The following is an 18,215-nucleotide window of genomic DNA, read 5'->3' as shown; positions in this document are numbered from 1 at the left end:
GGACGTCGGGGTGGTCAGCGTCGTGGCTTTCAGCGGAACGGGCGGGAGGCGGGCACGGCGTTGAGGGACTCGCGCTGGCCGGCGCCGCGGTTTCCAGCAGAACAGGCGGGAGGTGGGCACGGCCGCCAGGGACACCCGCTCCGGCAGGAGCGGTGAGTTCGCCGTTGTGGTCCCGCCTGAGCGTTCACCGCGAGGGGCCAGCTCCGCGCCCGCCCGCCGGCGGCGCGTTCACGACGAGCGTGTCAGCTCCCCGCCCACCGGCGGCGGATCAGCGCCGCGGTTCCCAGCGGAACAGGCGGGAGGCGAGCACGGCGGCCAGGAACACCCAGGCCAGCGTCGGTGCCAGCAGCAGCAGCGAGTCCGTCGTCGCGACCCCGCCCGTCCAGGCGTTCACGACGAGCTCGGTCGCGGCCCCTCCCGGCAGCAGCCGCTTGAGCAGCGTCAGGTCCTCGGTGCCGCTGATCCCGACCCAGCTGGCTACGGCGACGACGCCGAGGCAGACGGGCAGCGTGGTGACCTGGGCGTGCTCGGGCGAGTTCGTGAGCCCGGCGGTGGCCAGGGCCAGGCCGACCATCATCGCCGCGGTCGTCACGACCGCGAGCGCCAGCAGGACGATGTTGTCCGGTGCGGTGGTGACCGCGGCGAGCACCGCCATGATCGCGGTGACCTGGACCAGTGCGATGGCGGTGGCGGGCAGCACGAGTCCGGCGAGGATGCCGGCGTCGCCGGCGGCGGTGGAGCGCAGGCGTTTGAGGAACAGGTTCTGGCGGCGTGACGCCAGGGTGGTGACCGAGCTGGCGTAGAGGCCGAAGGCGCAGACCGTGAACATCACGATCGCCGCGATGTAGCCGAGGCTGCCGATCTGGGTGAAGAGGTCGTGCTGGTAGAGGAAGAACGCGCTGACGGCGATGGGCATGACGAAGCTGGTGATCAGCACCGACCGGTTGCGGAAGATCTGGGTCAGTTCGCTGAGGAAGATCGGGAGCACTGCGGTGTCCTTTCCGGACGGAGCGGGTCAGGCGTTGCCGATGGCGCGGAAGACGTCGTCGAGGCGGGTCGGGCCCGCCTCCAGGTCCCGCAGCTCGAGGCCGTGGTCCTCGGCCCAGCGCAGCAGCGCGGACATGGCCTTCTGCAGCTCGAAGGTCTCGACGAGGTACCGGCCGTCGCCCTCGCGCGTGGCCTGCAGCGGCAGTGCCGGAGCGGGTGCGGGCAGGCCGAAGCGGATCACGGACGGCAGCGTCCTGGTCAGTTCGGCTACCGTGCCCTCGCGGTGGAACCTGCCGCGGTGCATGAGTCCGATGCGGTCGGCGTGTTGCTGCGCCTCTTCGAGGTAGTGCGTCGTGAGAACGACTGTGGTACCGGTCTCGCGCATCTTGTCCACTGTGGACCACAGGTCGTCGCGGGACTGGATGTCGAGGCCCGTGGTGGGTTCGTCCAGGAAGACGAGCTCCGGCGTGCCGTACACGGCGGTGGCGAAGTCGAGGCGGCGCTTCTCGCCGCCGGAGAGCTGGGACACCTTCGTGTCCGCCTTGCGGGTCAGGTCGACGACGTCGAGCACGCGGTCGACCCGGTCGGTGCGGCGGGTGAGCGCGCCGACGAGCCGGACGGACTCCGCGACCGTCAGGTCTGGGGTGAACCCGCTGTCCTGCAACATGATCCCCATCTTGGGGCGCACGGCGGAGCGGTCGGCGGGGCTCTGCCCGAACACCCGCACGGTGCCCGAGGTGGCGGTGCGGTGCCCCTCGATCGTCTCCAGGGTCGAGGTCTTGCCCGCGCCGTTCGTGCCGAGCAGCGCGTACAACTCGCCGCGTCGCACGTGGAAGGACAGGTCCTGCACGGCGTGGAAGTCGCCGTAGGTGACGTTGAGGCCTTCGACTTCGATGACGGGTGTGGTCGGCATGCCGTTGATTCCACTGCCTGCGGCGATCCCGCGGCAGTGTCACCACGTCATCACCCGGCCATGACATTTGTGCCCCCGAAGGCATGACGTGGCGTCACTGGTGCCGTCATGACCGCGGCGAAATACTGGGACGGTGACACAGCCTGCGTCGGAGAGCCACAGTGGACACCGGACCGCCGAACCGCGCGTGAAGGTCAGCTACGCCACGTCGGCTCGCGGCCGGATGAGCAGGCTGAACATCACCACGCAGATCGCGGTGATCATTCCCGTCGGGACGGTGCTGGTCGTGACCGACTCGCGCGTCTGGTGGGAGGCGGCCGTGCTGGTCGCCGGCGTGCTGGTGGCCATGGTCGCGGTCGTGCGGTGGGCGAAGGACGACATCCGGCGCTTCACCGTGCCCCTGCTGGGAACCAGCGCGGCCGTCTGGGTCTTCGGTGCCCTGGTCAGCGGCAGCAGCACGGCGTTCTACAGCATCACGGTCGTCGGCCCGCTCATCGTGCCGCAGATGCCGCGGCACCGCATTCCGGCCGCTGTGGGGCTCGTCGCGTTCGTCACGGTGGTGGGCGCGTCGAGGCTGTTGAGGCCGTACGAGAACGCCGGCTCGACCGCGTTCCTGTTCGTGCTGGTCCCGTCCGCCGTCATGGTGGTCACGCTCGGGTTCATGTTCGCCAACCAGGCGTTCTACAAGGTCCTGGCGGAACTGGACGAAGCCCGCGAACAGGAGTCGGAGCTCGCCGTCGCGCGGGAACGGATCCGGTTCGCGAGCGAACTGCACGACATCCAGGGCCACACGCTGCACGTGGTGAAGCTCAAGACCGCGCTGGCCGAGAAGCTGGTGCGGCGCGACGCCGATCGCGCGGAGGCGGAGCTGCGCGAGATCCACGCCCTGGTCGGCGACACGATCAAGCAGACCAAGGAACTCGCGTACGCGCAGCGGCGGCTGAACCTCGTCGGTGAGCTGGAGAACGCGAAGAACCTCTTCGAGGCGGCGGGAATCCGGGTGCGGATCATCCGGGAGGCGGCCGTCGACGAACGCGCGGGCGAGCTGCTCGGCCAGGTCCTGCGGGAGACCACGACCAACATCCTGCGGCACGCGCAGGCGGGCGAGGTCCGGATCACGCTCGCGGAGTCCGGCATCACGATCGTCAACGACGGCGCGCCCGGCGACCTGCCGGAGCTGCGAGGCCTGTCCACGCTCAGGGACCGGCTCGCGGGAGTGGGGGGAGAGCTGACGGTGGCGCAGGACGACGGCGAGTTCGTCACGGCCGCGGCCTTCCCGCACGGGGTGGCGCGATGACCACGGTGGTGCTGGCCGACGACGAGGCACTGCTGCGCAAGGCGATGGCGGCGCTGCTGCCGATGGAGGGCGACATCACCGTCCTCGCCGAGGCCGCGGACGGCGAGCAGGCCGTCGCGGCCACGCTCGAGCATCGGCCGGACGTGCTCGTGATCGACCTGGAGATGCCGTCCGTGGACGGTCTGGAAGCCGTGGTGGAGATCCGCCGGGTGCTGCCGGACCAGGTGATCCTCATGCTGACCCGGCACGCGCGTCCCGGCGTGCTGCGCAAGGCGCTCAAGCTCGGGGTGCAGGGATTCGTCACCAAGTCCGCGGACCCCGCCCACATCACGTCGGTGATCGCTGCCCTGCACAGCGGCAGGAGGTGGATCGACCCGGACGTCTCCGGGCTGGCCGTGGCCGACGACTGCCCGCTGACCGACCGCGAGATCGACGTCTTGCGCGCGACCAGGGAGGGCTACTCGGTCGCCGACATCGCCCGCCAGCTGCACCTCGCGGAGGGCACCGTCCGCAACTACCTGTCGAACGCGATGCAGAAGACCCAGACCAAGACGCGGCACGAGGCCGCGCGCTACGCACGAGAACACGACTGGCTCTGAGAGGAAGACATGCTGATCGTCGAGGACCTCGCCCTGCTGTTGATGGACGACGAGTCGGGGACCCCGGCCGCCGCCGGCACGCTGCACTACACGATGGGCGGCGCCGTGCTGGTCGAGCTCGCCCTGGCGGGCCTGGTCGAGGTGCGGGACAGGAAGGTCGTCGTCACCGGCACCGCACCGGAGGACCCGTTGCTGCGGTACGGCTACGACAAGGCCGCCGAGAAGCCCAGGTCCGTCGACTCGCTCCTGCTCAAGATCGGCGCCGACATGTGGACGCGCGTGGTCGACCGCCTCGTCGAGCGCGGCCTGATCAGCAGGGAGAAGAAGAAGGTGCTGGGCCTGTTCCGCGTCACCACGCTGCCGGCCGCGGACACCCGTCACGAGGAGGAGGTCCGCCAGCGCATCCGCGCGGTGCTGGTGGACGGCGCGTCCCCGGACCCCCGCACCGCGGCGCTGACCGCGCTGCTGTCCGCGAGCGGTGCGCTGCCCATGCTGCGGCCGCAGCTCGCGTGGTCGGGTGACGTCGCACGGCGCGCGAAGGAACTGGAGAAGGGCAACTGGGGCGCCGAGGCCGTGAACGCCGCGGTGGTCAGGACCGCGGCCGCGATCGCCGCGTCGAGCGCCGCCGTCACGGTCGCCGTGGTGACCACGGTGACCTGATGCCGGACAGAGCGGTGCCCGCCGGACCTGGCGGGCACCGCTCACTGGCGGTCGGTCGGAGCAGGAGGGGACGCCGCGAGCCCGTCCACGGCCTGGGGGAGCGGATGGGCCTTCAGCGCCCGGGGCAGGAAGATCGCCACCACCAGGGTGCACAGCACGCCGCCACCGCCCGCGACGATCAACGTGGTGGGCGCAGACGTGGCGTCCAGCAGCAGACCGCCGCCGACGTACGAGATGGCGGCGGCGAACCCGATGGTGCCGTACAGGTTGCCGAACACCCTGCCGAGCATCGCCGGCGGCACCGTGCGCTGCAGCAGCGTGCTGGAGCCGACGTCCATGCCCGCGATGCCCAGGCCGCGGATCGCCTGCACGGTGAACGCGGCCGTGACGGCCCACGCGAAGCCGGTCAGGAAGTTGCCCGCGCTGCTCACCAGGAAACCGCCGACGAGCAACGTGACCATGGACGCCTTCGACGCGTAACGGGTCAGCAGCGCGTATCCGGCCAGCAGGCCGATGCCGACGGCACCGAGCAGCAGACCGACCGACGAGTCACCGGAGTGCAGCGTGTCCTTGGCCAGCAGCACCAGCGCCACGTCGTCCACGCCGTTGAACGCCACCACCGCGCAGAAACCGAGGGTGATGATCCGGATCGCCCGAGTGCGGAGGATGTAGCCCAGCCCGGACCTCGCCTGCTCCAGCAGGGTGGCGTCGTCGCGGTCGGGGTCCGGCACCGGCGGCATCGCGCGCACCGCCGTGAGCACCAGCGCGGACACGAAGAACGACGCCGCGTCGACCACCAGCACGCCCTGCACGCCGAGGAACGGCAGCAGGGCCGCCGCGATGAGCGGGCCGGCCGCCTCGGCGGTGTTCGCGCCGAAGCCGATCACCGAGTTCGCGGTCTCCAGGTGCGCGCCCGGCACCATCGCGGGCACCGCGGAGCGCGACGCGGGCATGAAGATCTGCCCCGCGATAGCGCGCACCGCCACCAGCACGAGCAGCAGCGGCAACGGGGGCAGTGACAACGCGATGAGCAGCACCAGCGCGCCCTGTGCGACGTCGCAGGCGATCATCACGCGCTTCAGGTCGAACCGGTCCGCGATCGCGCCGGTGAGCGGTGCGATGAGCGACGGCACGAAGTCTCCCGCCAGCAGCAACAACGCCACGGCGATGGCCTGACCCGTCGAGTTGGCCACGTGGAGCATCAACGCGACCATGCTCAGCGAGTCGCCCGCGTACGACACGGTCCGTGCGGTGAACAGGGCGCGCAACGGGCCGTTCGTCCGCAGCATGCGCCACGCGCCCATGCTCGCCTCGCCGGCCGACATCTCTTCCCCCGGTGCTCTGACGCGGCAACGCACGGAGCGTCACAACCGCGTCAGCACCATATCGCGGGGTGCACACGATTTTCCGGCCGGCGGACGAGCTCCCGGCACAGCGGGTTCAGCCGATGCCGTGCTGCTGCAACCACATCTCCAGCACGCCCAGGTGCCACAGCTCGTTCCCACCGGCCTTGGTGGCGTGGCCGTTGGGGTCGGCGAGGAGGCCGTCCACGTAGTCGCGGCGCAGGACCCCGCGCCCGCGTGCGGCGGGGGAGGTCATGGTCGCGCGCAGCAGGTCGAGGACCTCGCCGTCGAGCCGGGTGAGGGCCGGCACGGGGAAGTAGCCCTTCTTGCGGTCGACGACCTCGAGCGGCAGCAGGTCGCGGCCGATGTCCTTGAGCAGGCCCTTGCCGTCCTGGCCGGCCTTGAGCTCCGGCGGGCACGCGGCGACGAGCTCCACCAGGTCCTGGTCGAGGAACGGCACGCGTGCCTCGACGCCCCACGCCATCGCCATGTTGTCGACCCGCTTCACCGGGTCGTCGGGCATCAGCAGGTGCGTGTCGGTCCTGAGCACGGCGTCCAGAGCCGTGTCCGCACCGGGATCGGAGAGGTGCTCCGCGGCGAGGACGGCGCTGACGTCGTGACGGGTCAGCCAGTCCGGTTCGAGGACGTGCGCGAGCTCGTCGTGCCCGAGGTCGTGGAACGCGTCGCGCAGCACCTCGGCCGCCTCGCGCCGGGCGGCGGTGGCCGCCGGCTGGTGGTAGCGGTACCCGGCGAACACCTCGTCGGCGCCCTGACCGCACTGCACGACCTTGACGTGCTGGGAGACCTCCCGGCACACCAGGTGGAACGCGGTGACGTCGTGGCTGCCCATCGGCTCGCTCATCGAACCCACGGTGTCCTCGACCGCCGAGGCGATCTCCTCGTCGCCGATGCGGATCTGGTGGTGGTCGGTGCCGAACTTCTGCGCGATCGCGTCGGAGTAGGCGAACTCGTCGCCCTCGACGTCGTCGCGGCTCGTGAAGCCGATGCTGAACGTGCTGGGCCGTTGCCCCTCGGCGGCGAGCAGCGCGACCAGGAGGCTCGAGTCGAGGCCTCCGGACAGCAGCACGCCGACCTCCACGTCGGACACCGTGCGGCGGCGCACGGCGACCTGCAACGCCTCGCGCACCGCCTGCCGCCAGTCCAGCGCCGTCCAGTCGGCGTGCTCGGGGCGCCGCGTGTACGACGGCTGCCAGTAGACGTGGTCGCGGGGCTCCTGCCCGCGCTCGAACACGCGGATCGTGGCGGGCGGCAGCTTGCGCACCCCGCGCAGGACGGTGCGCGGCGCGGGGACGATGGAGTGCCAGGTCAGGTAGTGGTGCAGGCCCACGGGGTCGAGTTCGGTGTCGACACCACCACCCGCGAGCAGGGCGGGCAGCGTGGAGGCGAACCGCGTCCGCCCGCGCACCTCGGCGACGTAGAGGGGCTTGATCCCGAGCCGGTCCCTGACCAGCAGCACCCGGTCGCGCCGCCGGTCGAACAGGGCGATCGCGAACATGCCGACGAGGTGCTCGACGAAACCCTCGCCCCAGTGGTCGTAGGCCTTGAGGATGACCTCGGTGTCGCTGGTGGACCGGAAGCTGTAGCGGCCGGACAGCTCTTCGCGCAGCTGCTCGTAGTTGTAAATGCACCCGTTGAACGCCACGGCGAGCCCGAGTTCGTCGTCGACCATGGGCTGCGCGCCGGCGTCGGACAGGTCGATGATCGACAGCCTGCGGTGGCCGAGCGCGACCCGGCCCTCCGCCCAGTGGCCCGCGCCGTCCGGCCCTCGTGACCACATGGTCCGCGTCATGCGCTCCACCGCGCCGAGGTCGGGCCGGCCAGCCTGGTCGACGACGATCTCACCGGCGATTCCGCACATGACGTCTCCTCGGAGGTGTGGGCTGACAGGTGTCACCCGAATACCCCCGAATGCCGATGACCATGTTCTCCCTGTGAGCGGTCTCGCGTGTGAGCAAGCGCACGACCGCATTACCCGTCCGCAGGTTGACGCGGGCGGGGCGGCGGGTCGGCAATGGGGGCATGGAACTCCTGGCCGCCGACCTCGATCAGGCGACCATCCCACTTCTCGCGCGCCGGATGGCGGAGGGCGAGCTCACCTCGGCCGCCCTGACCGCCGCCTACCTCCGTCGCATCGCCGAGGTCGATCCGCTGCTGCGTGCCGTGCTCGCGATCGACCCGACAGCGCCGCACCAGGCCGAGGAGAGCGACCGCAGACGAGCGCGCGGCCAGGCCCGCGGCCTGCTGGACGGCATTCCCGTGCTGCTCAAGGACAACATCGACACCCGCGGGCTGGCGACCACCGCCGGTTCGCGAGCGCTGCGCGTGCCGCCGGGCGCCGACGCCCCGGTCGTGACCCGCCTGCGTGACGCGGGAGCCGTCCTGCTGGGCAAGACGAACATGACGGAGTGGGGCAACTTCCGGTCCCCGTGGGCGACCTCCGGCTGGTCGGCGGTGGGCGGGCAGACCGCCAACCCGCACGTGCTGGACCGCACCCCGTGCGGGTCGTCCTCCGGTTCGGCCGTCGCGGTGGCGGCGTCGCTCGCGCAGGTCGCGGTCGGCACCGAGACCAACGGCTCGATCGTGTCCCCGGCGGGCCACGCCGGTGTCGTGGGGTTCAAGCCGACGCCCGGCCGGATCAGCAACGCGGGCATCGTGCCGATCACCTCCCTGCGGGACACGGCCGGTCCGATGGCGCGGCACGTCGTGGACGCCGCGATCCTCATGGCCGCCATGGAAGGCGGCGACCAGGTGTTCACCCCCGGAACCCTGCGGGGCGCGAGGGTCGGGGTGTGGCGCAGGACCGGGTTCGACGCTGACGTCGACCGGGTCGTGGCATCGGCGGTGGAGCTCCTGCGCGACCACGGGGCCACCGCGGTCGACGTCGAACTGCCGTACCAGGACCTCGTCCACGCGGCCGACCGGCCGGCCATGGTCGCCGAGTTCCGGCACGACCTGGAGCGGTACCTGCGCACCCGGCCCGGTGCGCCGCGCACGATGCGCGAGCTGGTCGAGTTCAACGAGGACGACCCGGTCGAGCTGAGCGTGTTCGGCCAGGAGCTGTTCCACGAAGCGGGGAAGACGCTCTCGCTCAGCGACCCGGTCCACCTCCGCCGGCGGCGCACCGCGACCGAGCTGGCGCGCCGGTCCATCGACGAGGTGCTGGCCGCCCACCGCCTGGACGTGATCATGGCGCCCACGAACGGCCCCGCGTGGCTCGCGCGCGGCAGCGACCCGGCCGGACCGCGCACGGCCCTGCCCGCGGCCGTCGCGGGCTACCCGAACACCAGCGTTCCGGCCGGGTTCGCGGGCCCGTTGCCGATCGGCGTGTCGTTCATCGGCGGACGGGGAGCGGACGACGCGGTGCTGCGCCGCGCGGCGGCCTTCGAAGAGGCGTCGCGGGCTCGCCGGACGCCGGCCTACCTGCCTTCCACGCCCTGACGACCGCACGACACGTGCAGGCACATGCCGGCCAGCAGGACCACCGCACCGCCGAAGCCCAGCGCGAACTCGCCCGAGACGAAGCCCGCCACGACGATGAGCGCGCCGAGGAGGTCGACGGCGTACCGGACGGAGCGCCGGTTCGGCTGCCACAGCGGGGAGTCGTCACCGCGCTGCGCCGGCGTGGTCATCCGTGCGACGACCGGTGCGTGCCTGAGCGTGCTCATGTTGCCCTCTCGACGCCGTGAGGCGGACTTGCCACGCGCGCGGTTACCCACGCGCGAGCCGGTTCACACGTGCCGGGGACTTCTCGTGGCACAACCACCCGTTCGTGTGCACTGGTCCGTTCGGTTCGCGCGAGCGGCCTCGAGTCGACGCTCGGCGAGAACGGGCATACGGTGCGGGTATCTGGCTTGACCCCCCGCGATCCGGGTTCAGCAGGCAGCCCGGTTCGTCCCGCTCCGCAGCACGGGGAGACCGTCTCATGCCTGAACCGCGTCCCGCACCGGCCGAGAGCGCATCCGTGAGCGTCGAGGACCACGGCGTCGCCGTGGTCGTCCGGGTGGCCGGTGAGATCGACATGCTGACCGAGGCCGTCGTCGGCGAACCGCTGTCCGCCTGCCTGAACGCGGTGCCACGCGCGGTGGTGATCGATCTTTCGGAAGTCGGCTTCATCGGGTCCACCGGGTTGAACCTGCTCGTGCGGGCTCGCCGGCAGGCCCTGCGCGACGGCGTCACGGTGCGCGTGGTGGCGAACACCCGTGCTGTGCGCCGGCCTCTGGAGATCACCGGGCTCACCAGGTACCTCCCGCTCTGCGCCTCGGTCCCGGAGGCGCTGCGCAGCATCGGTGCGGCCTCCGACGCCGCCACCGGCCGATGATCGACGTGGAGCGGTTGCGGTGTCACGTGGACGAGCGCGACATGTGCGCGGTGATCCGCCCGGACGGCGTCCTCGGGCGCACGACCTATCCGCTCCTGCGCGACTTCATGCTCAAGTGCGCGATCGACCAGCCCCGCGCACTGGTCGTCGACCTCAGCGCCACCGCGATCGCGGCGACCTCCGCGTTGAGCGTGTTCACCGCGGTGTGGCTGCGCATCAGCGACTGGCCGGCCGTCCCGGTGCTCGTGGCCACCGGCCCCGCGCACGCGGAACTCCTGCGCTGCTCGCCGATCCGCCGCTACGTGGGGGTGTTCGGTGACCTGGAGGAGGCGATGGCGAACGTCGACCGGCCCGCACCGCGCCGGCGTGCGCACGTGGTGCTGCCGCACGACCTGAGCAGTCCGGGCGCCGCCCGCCGGTTCGTGCGCGAGACGTGCGTGCGGTGGGACCTGTCCGAGGGGCAGGCGCTGGACGCGGTGCACGTCGCCTCGGAACTCGTGCAGAACACGGTGGAGCACACCGGTTCGGAGGCCCGGCTGCGGCTCGAACTGCGACGCGGGCTGCTCACCGTCGCCGTGGGCGACGACGACCCGGCTCCCGTGGTGCTCGCCGACCCGGCGAGCGACGTCGCCAACGCGGGCAGGGGTGTGCACCTCGTCGCGCAGCTGACCAGGACCTGGGGGTGCTTCGCCGACGAGGCCGGCGGCCGCAAGACCGTGTGGGCGGTCGTCGGGGCGAGGTAGGGCCGCTCAGGTGGCCGGGCGTTCGGCGACGGCGTTGCGGACCCGGCGCAGGGCGAGCTGCGCCTCGACGCGGGCGATCAGCTCCTCGGCCGCGAACGGCTTCACGAGGTAGTCGTGCGCGCCGGAGGTGAGGCCCTGCAACGTCTGCGGTGTCGTGCCGAGGGACGTCAGCAGGATGATCGGGATGGCGCGCAGCGCAGGGTCGCCGCGCACGCGTTCGATGAGGCGCAACCCGTCGAGGTGGGGGAGCACGACGTCGCTGACGATGAGGTCGACCCGGTGGCCGGCGAGCTGGTCGAGCGCCTGGTCGCCGTCGGAGGCGGTGTGGACGTCGTAGTGCTCCTGGAGCAGGCGCCGCAGGTAGTCCCGCATGTCCGTGTTGTCGTCGACGACGAGCACGCTGGTCCGCTCGTGAGGCCGCGCCGCGTCCGGCGGCCGGACCTGGTCGTCCACTGTGGACACCCCGGCGGCCAGCCAGGACTCGGCCTCCTCGGAGAAGGCCTGCCGCAGGCGTGCCGTCGCGTCCGGTTGAACGCGGACGGCCGGCTCGTGGCCGCGGCGTGGTTGCACGAACGGGACCCACACGGTGAAGGTGCTGCCCGAGTCGGGAACGCTGCGGACCCGGATGCTGCCGTGGTGGCGGGACACGAGCAGGCGGACCAGGGCCAGCCCGATGCCGGAGCCCTCCCTGCTGCGCGCTTTCGCGTCCTCGACCCGGTGGAAGCGGGTGAACAGGTGCGGCACCTCGGCGGCGTCGATGCCCGTCCCGGTGTCGGTCACCGCGAGCTCGACGTGGCTGCGCTGAGCGCGCAGCACGACGGTGATCGACCCGGTGAAGGTGTGCTTGAGCGCGTTGGACAGCAGGTTGAGCACGACCGCCTGCCACATGCCCGTGTCCAGCCGCACCGGCCGGCCGAGCGGCGGGCAGTCGACGACGAGCCGCAGTCCCGCCCGTTCGACCGCCGGGCGGAACACCTCGGCGAGCTCCTCGGTCAGCGCGGCGAGGTCGTCGACGTCCTCCATCGACGGCGCTCCGCGGCCCTCCTCCAGTTCGGAGAAGGCGAGCAGGGTGTTGACCAGCCGCAGCAGGCGCAGCGCGTTGCGGTGGGCGACGCGGGCGGTGTCGAGGTGCTCGGGCGGCAGGGTGGTGAGCTGCTCCTCCAGCGGCAGCAGCAACAGGGTCAGCGGCGTGCGGAACTCGTGGCTGATGTTGGCGAAGAACGTGGTCTTGGCGCGGTCGAGCTCCCCGAGCGCGGTCACCTGCCGCTGCTGCTCGCGGTGGATCCGCGCCGCGAGCAGGGTGGCCCCCACCCGTTCGGCGACGAGGTCGAAGAACTGGCGGTAACCGGAGTCGAGCGGGGCGTGGGAGTTGACGCCGAGCACGAGCAGGGCCGCGGGCACGCCGTCGAGGACGGGGGTGACGGGCAGGACGAGCGCCGTGTGCGGCGGTTCCGGCCAGGTCCCGGACACCAGGTCGGGGAACCGGCTCGTCAGGTCGTCCACGACCTGCGGAGCCGCCTCGCGGACGCAGGCGTGCAGCGGCCAGACCGACGGCCGGTCGCTGGTGACGATCCGCTCCAGCGCGGGACTGTCCTCGCTCAGGCCGGTGGAGGCGGCGAGGTGGGCGCGCGCCCCGCGGCCCTCGACGAGGTAGACCAGGGCGAACGGGACGTCCTGCGAGTTGGCCTCCAGCGCGCGCATCAGCCACTGGCACACCTCGAGGTCGGACGTGGTGTCGCCCGCTTGGCGCGAGGTGGCGGCGAGGCGGTGCAACGTGTCCAGGCGGCGGGCGTTGCGGACCTGGTCCGTCGTCTCGACCAGGGTGGCGAGCACCCCGGCGACCCGGCCGCCGTCGCGGACGGGGCTGTAGGCGACGGTGGCGAACACCTCCTCCAGCCGGTCCGACCGGTTCACCACGAACGCCTGGTCGACCAGGCGCACGGCCGTCCCGGTGTCGAGGACCTGCCGCAGGGCCGGGCCGAACGTCGCGGCCGCGTCCGGCCAGACCTGGAACACCGACCGCCCGAGCGCGCCGGGGTGGCGTTCGCCGATGACGGCGCTGTAGGCGTCGTTGTACAGCTGCAGCAGGTCCGGGCCCCACATCAGGTCCATCGGCACCGGGTTGGTCAGCACCATGGCCAGTGTGTCGCGCAGCACGACCGGCCACCGGTCGACCGGGCCGAGCGCGGTGGCACCCCAGTCGACCTCGTTCATCAGCCGCCCGAGCCGCCCGCCCGCGGCGAACACCGCCTCGCTCGCCCGCACGGCGGGCGTGGGCACCGGACGGCCGGACCCGACCACCCGGTCCAGCAGGTCGGGCAGCTCACCCAGCGGCAGCACGAGGTCGGCCGCTCCCGCGGCGATCACCGCCGACGGCATGCCGAACGCGGTCGCGGTGGACTCGTCCTGCACGATCACGGTGCCGCCCGCCTGCTTCACGGCCAGCGCGCCGGCGGTGCCGTCGCTGCCCAGCCCGGTCAGCACCAGCGCGAGCACCTGCCCGCCCAGCGAGTTCGCGGCGGAGACGAACAGCCCGTCGACCTGTCTCATGGAGGACTTGCCGGGCTTGGGATGCACGGTGAGCGTGCCGTCCGGCTCCAGGCTCACCTGGGTGCGTCCCGGGCACAGGTAGACGTGCCCCGCGCTGAGGACCTGGCCGTCCTGAGCCCAGACGACCGGGTGCCGCGACGCCCGGCCGAGCATCGTGTGCAGGTGGCTCACACCGGGGCCCAGGTGCTGGGCGATCACGACGGGGACGGGCAGGTCGGTGCGCAGACCGCCGAGCAGCACCTGCAGTGCCTCGGCGCCGCCGAGCGAGGCACCGATGACCACTGCCCGGTAGCGGGCGGCGTCGGGGTTCACACCGGTGAGCCTATTTCGTCCGGGCCTGTTCCGTCCCCCGGCCTGGCCGCGTGCTTCCTCGTGACCTCGTTCCAGGGGATGTGCTGGGCGAGTGGAGCGCTGAGATGTGGGTGGGGTCCGGGGACGGCGTGAATTCCGGCCCTGGCGTCGTCGCATTTCCACCGTCGCCGCGCGAATGAAATGCGCTGCGGTTAATCGTCGATTTACCGTTGTGCAACTGCCGGACGGTTCCGCTACCAGCGCTTTCGTTCATATACTGCGAACGCGGTATTCAAGCATCTGCGTCAGTACGACGTCCTTTGCTCCTCGATCGGCGAATCTCTGAGGGACACAGACGAACCCCCGGGAGAAACAATGATCGAGGTGGTGGGCCTCAGCAAGCGGTACGGGCCGAAGACCGCGGTGGACGGGCTTTCCTTCACCGTCGAACCCGGCGTCGTGACCGGGTTCCTCGGTCCGAACGGCGCGGGCAAGACGACGACCATGCGGATGCTCGTGGGGCTCGGTTCGCCGACCTCCGGCTTCACCAGGGTCAACGGCAAGCCCTACCGCGCGCACCGCGCCCCGTTGCGGGAGATCGGCGTGCTGCTCGACGCGCGCGCCGTGCACCCCGGACGCTCTGCTCGTGATCACCTGCTCGCACTCGGTGCCACGCACGGCATCTCGGGCAGGCGGGTCGACGAGGTGCTGGAGGTCGTGGGCCTCACCGAGGTGGCGAGGCGCCGGGCCGGCGCCTTCTCGCTCGGCATGGGCCAGCGGCTGGGCATCGCGGTCGCCCTGCTGGGTGATCCGCGCACGGTGGTGCTGGACGAGCCGGTCAACGGCCTTGACCCGGACGGGATCAGGTGGATCCGGCACCTGCTCAAGGACCTCGCCGCCGAGGGCAGGACGGTCTTCGTCTCCTCGCACCTGATGAGCGAGATGGCGCTGACCGCCGAACACCTGATCGTGGTGGGGCGCGGGAAGCTCGTGGCCGACGTGCCGATGGCGGAGCTGATCGCGTCCGTCGAACGCGGTGTGCACGTCCGCTCGCCGCGCAGCCGCGAACTCGTCGAGGTGCTGCGGGGCGACGGGGTGCGGATCAGCTCGGTCACGAGCGACGTGCTCGACGTGACCGGTCTGTCCACTGAGGACATCGGCACGCGGGCGTTGCAGGCGGGGATCCCCCTGTTCGAGCTGATTCCGCAGAAGGCGTCGCTCGAGGACGCCTACGCGGAACTGACCCGCGACGTCGTCGAGTACCAGGGCGCGGCCACCTCGCTCGGGGAGGCGGCGTGACGGCCACCCGCGAGGCCGGACTCACGTTCGGTGGTGTGCTGCGCAGCGAGTGGGTGAAGCTGCGCTCGGTGCGGTCCAGCGGCCTCACGGTGCTGGGCGCGTCGCTGACGATGATCGTGGCAGGGCTGGTCTTCGCCTCCACGATCGGCACGGACTCCGACGGTGCCGACGGGGTGACCGACCCGGCGGGCATCACCCTGAGCGGGGTCCTGTTCGCCCAGCTCGTGGTCGGTGTGCTCGGGGTGCTGGTGGTGTCGGGCGAGTACTCCACCGGCATGATCAGGTCCACCCTGACCGGTGTGCCGTCGCGGTCGCCGGTGCTCGCGGGCAAGGTCGTCGTGCTCGTCGGCGCCGTGTTCCCGGTCGTGCTGGCGAGCGCGTTCATCGTCTTCTTCGCCGGGCAGGCCGTCATGGGCGGCGCCGGGCTGCCCACGGCGAGGATCGGTGACGCCGGTGTCCTCGCGGCACTCGTGGGGTCCGCCGTGACGATGACCGGGGTCGCGGTCATCGGTCTCGCGCTCGGCGCGCTCCTGCGCAACACCGCGGGAGCGGTGTCCGCCCTGGTGGTCCTCGTGTTCCTCGCACCGGGGCTGGGCGGTCTCCTCCTGCCGGTCTCGTGGAGGGACGGCGTGCTGAAGTTCCTGCCTTCCTCGGCGGCGGAGGCGTTCACGAGCGTCGCTCCCGGTCCCGGGCTGCTCACCGCGTCCTCCGGCGCCGCCGTGTTCGCGGCCTGGGTCGTCGTTCCCCTGCTCGTCGCCGCGGTGCTGCTGCGCCGTCGTGACGTGTAGGCGAGGAGATCGCGATGGGGCTGTTGACGCGCAGGCATCCGCTTCTCGTGGACGCGTTGGGCGCCATCGTGATCTGCGCGGTGATCTTCGCGATGAGCACCGCCGACGGCGGGGAGTCGTCGCTGGACGTCCGGACCCCGCCGGTGGTGGGCCTGCTGGCGGTGGTCACCGTGAGCCTGGTGGCGCGCCGCAGGTGGCCGCTGTGGACGGTGGCGGTCACCGCTCTCGGGGTGGCCGCCGCGACCGCACTGGGAGCCGACCTGGAACCGTTCCTGGTTCCGCTGGCCGTCGCGACCTTCACGCTCGCGGTGCACACCGACCGGTGGACGGCGCGCCGGGCGGCGCAGGCCGTTGTCCTGCTGGCGGTTCCGGCCGTCGCGCTCGTGGCCGGGCCGACGGGCTCGTTCTGGGAGAACCTGGGCCGGTTCGCCCTGATCGGCATGGCCGCGGCGGCGGGGGAGGCGGTGCGCAGCAGACGGGCGTTCATCGCGGCCGTCGAGGAACGGGCGCTGCGGGCCGAGCAGTCCCGCGAGGAGGAGGCGCGGCGCCGGGTGGCCGAGGAGCGGTTGCACATCGCTCGCGAGCTGCACGACGTGGTGGCCCACCACATCTCCGTGATCAACGTCCAGGCGGCCGTCGCCGAGCACCTGATCACCTCGCAGCCCGGTGCCGCGGCCGAAGCGCTGCAACACGTCCGCCGGTCGAGCCGTTCCGTGCTCGACGAGCTGCGCGACCTGCTCGGCGTCCTGCGCGGGGCGGACGAGCAGGACGGACCGGCGGAACCCGCGCCCGGCATGGACCGGCTGGGACCGCTGGTGGAGACGTTCCGGGACTCCGGCCTGCAGCTGCGGTGGACCTCGGCCGGCGAGCCGCGGCCGTTGCCCGCGACCGTCGACCTCGTCGCCTACCGGGTCGTGCAGGAAGCGCTGACCAACGTCCACCGCCACGGGAACGGCACCGCGCACCTCTCCGTCACCTACACGCGGGCCGAGCTCGTCCTGGAGGTCGTGAACCCCCGCGGCCGCACCGCACCCGCGGGCGGCTCGGGCCTCGGGCTGATCGGCATCCGGGAACGGGCGAGCGCGGTCGGCGGCACGGCGCACGCCGCCCTCGGCCCCGGCGACCTCTTCCACGTCCACGTCACCCTGCCCCTCGGGAAGAACTCATGACCATCCGCGTCCTGCTCGCCGACGACCAGCCGCTCATCCGCGCCGGGTTCCGCGTCCTCATCGACTCCGCGCCGGACCTCGAGGTCGTGGGCGAGGCGGCCGACGGGCTGGAAGCGCTCGACCAGTTGCGCACGAGCCGCGCCGACGTCGTCGTCATGGACATCCGGATGCCCCGGATGGACGGGCTCGAGACCACCCGCCGCATCACCGCCGACGAGAACCTCGCAGGCGTGAAGGTGCTGGTGGTGACCACGTTCGAGGTCGACGAGCACGTGGCCCAGGCCATCCAGGCGGGCGCCGGCGGTTTCCTCGGCAAGGGCGTCGACGCCGCCGAACTGCAGGCCGCGATCCGCACGGTCGCCCAGGGCGACGCACTGCTGTCACCGAAGGCGACCAAGGCGCTGATCGGCCGCTTCCTGGCCCAGCGCACCAGCGAGCCGGTCAACCCGGAACGCCTGGACGTGCTGACCCAGCGCGAACGCGAGGTCGTCGCCCTGGCCGCGAACGGTTCGTCCAACGACGAGATCGCCGCCCAGCTCTTCGTCTCACCGCTCACCGTCAAGACCCACGTCAACCGTGCGATGGCGAAGCTCCAGGCGCGTGACCGCGCCCAGCTCGTCGTGGTGGCCCACCAGACCGGACTGGTCCGTTCCTGAGGCCCACCCGCACGTCTTCCACACACCCCCACGGACAAGGACGACCATGAGCACTCTCACCACGCCCCGAACCACCCTGCCCGCACGGACGAACCGGGTCCGCTGGCCCCTGGCGGCCGGGCTGCGCAAGACCGTCCTCGTGACGCACGTCGTGTCGGCGGGCGCGTGGATCGGGGTCGACGTCGCCGCCGCCGTCCTCGTGGCGGTCGGCTGGGCGCGGTCGGGCGACGACCGCACCGACGTGTACCAGGCGCTCGCGAACTACTCCGTCGTCCCGCTGCTGCTGGCCGCCCTCGTGGCCGGCCTGGTCTGCCTGCTCACCGGTGTCCTCTTGGGACTGTCGACCAAGTGGGGACTCGTGCGCTTCTGGTGGGTCGCCGTGAAACTGGTCCTCAACGTCGTCGCGTGCGCGATGCTGCTGTTCTTCCTCGGACCGATCAGTGAACTGGCCTCAGGCGAACAACCGTTGCAGGACATGTGGTTCGTGGCGTTCCTGGCCACCAGTGCGCTGGTGTTGCTGGGATTCGCGATGGTGCTCTCGGTGTTCAAGCCCTGGGGGCGCGTGCGCGGGCAGCGGTGAC

17 protein-coding genes are annotated in these 18,215 nt (G+C 71.8%); 11 read left to right on the top strand and 6 right to left on the bottom strand.

Annotated features, from left to right (window positions below; genetic code table 11):
* Positions 1-268: 268 nt before the first annotated feature.
* On the bottom strand, positions 269-988 hold the full coding sequence (locus tag IE307_RS00525; protein WP_191295445.1) for an ABC transporter permease: 720 nt from the start codon (positions 986-988) through the stop codon (positions 269-271).
* Between the two features lie 27 nt (positions 989-1,015).
* The gene (locus IE307_RS00520; RefSeq protein ID WP_191295444.1) at positions 1,016-1,900 is read right to left on the bottom strand and encodes an ABC transporter ATP-binding protein; all 885 of its coding nucleotides are present in this window, start codon (positions 1,898-1,900) and stop codon (positions 1,016-1,018) included.
* A 133-nt stretch (positions 1,901-2,033) separates the two neighbouring features.
* On the opposite strand from IE307_RS00520, the gene IE307_RS00515 reads away from it, so the two are divergent.
* The 3 genes from IE307_RS00515 to IE307_RS00505 are packed head-to-tail and all read left to right on the top strand — an operon-like array spanning position 2,034 to position 4,456.
* On the top strand, positions 2,034-3,197 hold the full coding sequence (locus tag IE307_RS00515; protein ID WP_444543456.1) for a histidine kinase: 1,164 nt from the start codon (positions 2,034-2,036) through the stop codon (positions 3,195-3,197).
* Positions 3,194-3,796, top strand: a complete 603-nt coding sequence (locus IE307_RS00510; RefSeq protein WP_191295443.1) for a response regulator transcription factor — start codon at positions 3,194-3,196, stop codon at positions 3,794-3,796. Before IE307_RS00515 ends, IE307_RS00510 begins: the two co-directional genes overlap by 4 nt.
* A gap of 9 nt (positions 3,797-3,805) precedes the next feature.
* Positions 3,806-4,456 carry a GOLPH3/VPS74 family protein gene (locus tag IE307_RS00505; protein WP_191295442.1) on the top strand — a complete coding sequence of 217 codons (651 nt, stop codon included), beginning with the start codon at positions 3,806-3,808 and terminating at the stop codon, positions 4,454-4,456.
* A 41-nt stretch (positions 4,457-4,497) separates the two neighbouring features.
* Here the strand turns inward: IE307_RS00505 and IE307_RS00500 are convergent, their stop codons facing one another.
* Positions 4,498-5,781 carry an MFS transporter gene (locus IE307_RS00500; protein WP_229904246.1) on the bottom strand — a complete coding sequence of 428 codons (1,284 nt, stop codon included), beginning with the start codon at positions 5,779-5,781 and terminating at the stop codon, positions 4,498-4,500.
* Positions 5,782-5,896: 115 nt separating this feature from the next.
* Entirely contained in the window at positions 5,897-7,678 is a 1,782-nt protein-coding gene (locus tag IE307_RS00495) for an N-acetylglutaminylglutamine amidotransferase (RefSeq protein WP_191295441.1), read from the bottom strand.
* 161 nt (positions 7,679-7,839) lie between these two features.
* Here IE307_RS00495 and IE307_RS00490 point away from each other — a divergent pair, with 161 nt between their 5' ends.
* Positions 7,840-9,258 carry an amidase family protein gene (locus IE307_RS00490; RefSeq protein WP_191295440.1) on the top strand — a complete coding sequence of 473 codons (1,419 nt, stop codon included), beginning with the start codon at positions 7,840-7,842 and terminating at the stop codon, positions 9,256-9,258.
* Here the strand turns inward: IE307_RS00490 and IE307_RS00485 are convergent.
* A complete protein-coding gene (locus IE307_RS00485; protein WP_191295439.1) occupies positions 9,237-9,485 on the bottom strand; it encodes a hypothetical protein in 249 nt (82 codons plus the stop codon). The genes IE307_RS00490 and IE307_RS00485 overlap by 22 nt on opposite strands.
* Before the next feature lie 257 nt (positions 9,486-9,742).
* Between IE307_RS00485 and IE307_RS00480 the strand changes: the two genes are divergently transcribed.
* Positions 9,743-10,138 carry an STAS domain-containing protein gene (locus IE307_RS00480; RefSeq protein WP_191295438.1) on the top strand — a complete coding sequence of 132 codons (396 nt, stop codon included), beginning with the start codon at positions 9,743-9,745 and terminating at the stop codon, positions 10,136-10,138.
* Positions 10,135-10,881, top strand: coding sequence for an ATP-binding protein (locus IE307_RS00475; protein WP_191295437.1), 747 nt, complete (start codon positions 10,135-10,137; stop codon positions 10,879-10,881). Before IE307_RS00480 ends, IE307_RS00475 begins: the two co-directional genes overlap by 4 nt.
* Positions 10,882-10,887: 6 nt before the next feature.
* On the opposite strand, the gene IE307_RS00470 is transcribed toward IE307_RS00475, so the two are convergent.
* The gene (locus tag IE307_RS00470; protein WP_191295436.1) at positions 10,888-13,743 is read right to left on the bottom strand and encodes a chemotaxis protein CheB; all 2,856 of its coding nucleotides are present in this window, start codon (positions 13,741-13,743) and stop codon (positions 10,888-10,890) included.
* Between the two features lie 354 nt (positions 13,744-14,097).
* On the opposite strand from IE307_RS00470, the gene IE307_RS00465 reads away from it, so the two are divergent.
* The 5 genes from IE307_RS00465 to IE307_RS00445 are packed head-to-tail and all read left to right on the top strand — an operon-like array spanning position 14,098 to position 18,214.
* On the top strand, positions 14,098-15,021 hold the full coding sequence (locus IE307_RS00465) for an ABC transporter ATP-binding protein (protein WP_191295435.1): 924 nt from the start codon (positions 14,098-14,100) through the stop codon (positions 15,019-15,021).
* Positions 15,018-15,809, top strand: a complete 792-nt coding sequence (locus IE307_RS00460; protein ID WP_191295434.1) for an ABC transporter permease — start codon at positions 15,018-15,020, stop codon at positions 15,807-15,809. Before IE307_RS00465 ends, IE307_RS00460 begins: the two co-directional genes overlap by 4 nt.
* Before the next feature lie 14 nt (positions 15,810-15,823).
* Complete coding sequence (locus IE307_RS00455; protein ID WP_191295433.1) at positions 15,824-16,978, top strand: sensor histidine kinase; 1,155 nt, start codon at positions 15,824-15,826, stop codon at positions 16,976-16,978.
* Positions 16,975-17,634: a response regulator transcription factor gene (locus tag IE307_RS00450; protein ID WP_191295432.1), complete on the top strand. Its 660-nt coding sequence runs from the start codon at positions 16,975-16,977 to the stop codon at positions 17,632-17,634. Before IE307_RS00455 ends, IE307_RS00450 begins: the two co-directional genes overlap by 4 nt.
* 46 nt (positions 17,635-17,680) lie before the next feature.
* Complete coding sequence (locus IE307_RS00445; RefSeq protein WP_229904245.1) at positions 17,681-18,214, top strand: hypothetical protein; 534 nt, start codon at positions 17,681-17,683, stop codon at positions 18,212-18,214.
* Position 18,215: the final 1 nt, after the last annotated feature.

The sequence above is a fragment of the Lentzea cavernae genome, assembly GCF_014653695.1.
GTDB classification, from domain to species: Bacteria; Actinomycetota; Actinomycetes; order Mycobacteriales; family Pseudonocardiaceae; genus Lentzea; species Lentzea cavernae.
This window is presented reverse-complemented; position numbering and strand designations above follow the sequence as displayed.

Bases quoted from the DNA above. Each gene is read 5' to 3' on its own strand.
- IE307_RS00520 (WP_191295444.1), bottom strand. From the start codon at position 1,900: ATGCCGACCACACCCGTCATCGAAGTCGAAGGCCTCAACGTCACCTAC.
- IE307_RS00510 (WP_191295443.1), top strand. From the start codon at position 3,194: ATGACCACGGTGGTGCTGGCCGACGACGAGGCACTGCTGCGCAAGGCG.
- IE307_RS00505 (WP_191295442.1), top strand. From the start codon at position 3,806: ATGCTGATCGTCGAGGACCTCGCCCTGCTGTTGATGGACGACGAGTCG.
- IE307_RS00500 (WP_229904246.1), bottom strand. From the start codon at position 5,781: ATGTCGGCCGGCGAGGCGAGCATGGGCGCGTGGCGCATGCTGCGGACG.
- IE307_RS00495 (WP_191295441.1), bottom strand. From the start codon at position 7,678: ATGTGCGGAATCGCCGGTGAGATCGTCGTCGACCAGGCTGGCCGGCCC.
- IE307_RS00490 (WP_191295440.1), top strand. From the start codon at position 7,840: ATGGAACTCCTGGCCGCCGACCTCGATCAGGCGACCATCCCACTTCTC.
- IE307_RS00485 (WP_191295439.1), bottom strand. From the start codon at position 9,485: ATGAGCACGCTCAGGCACGCACCGGTCGTCGCACGGATGACCACGCCG.
- IE307_RS00480 (WP_191295438.1), top strand. From the start codon at position 9,743: ATGCCTGAACCGCGTCCCGCACCGGCCGAGAGCGCATCCGTGAGCGTC.
- IE307_RS00475 (WP_191295437.1), top strand. From the start codon at position 10,135: ATGATCGACGTGGAGCGGTTGCGGTGTCACGTGGACGAGCGCGACATG.
- IE307_RS00465 (WP_191295435.1), top strand. From the start codon at position 14,098: ATGATCGAGGTGGTGGGCCTCAGCAAGCGGTACGGGCCGAAGACCGCG.
- IE307_RS00455 (WP_191295433.1), top strand. From the start codon at position 15,824: ATGGGGCTGTTGACGCGCAGGCATCCGCTTCTCGTGGACGCGTTGGGC.
- IE307_RS00450 (WP_191295432.1), top strand. From the start codon at position 16,975: ATGACCATCCGCGTCCTGCTCGCCGACGACCAGCCGCTCATCCGCGCC.
- IE307_RS00445 (WP_229904245.1), top strand. From the start codon at position 17,681: ATGAGCACTCTCACCACGCCCCGAACCACCCTGCCCGCACGGACGAAC.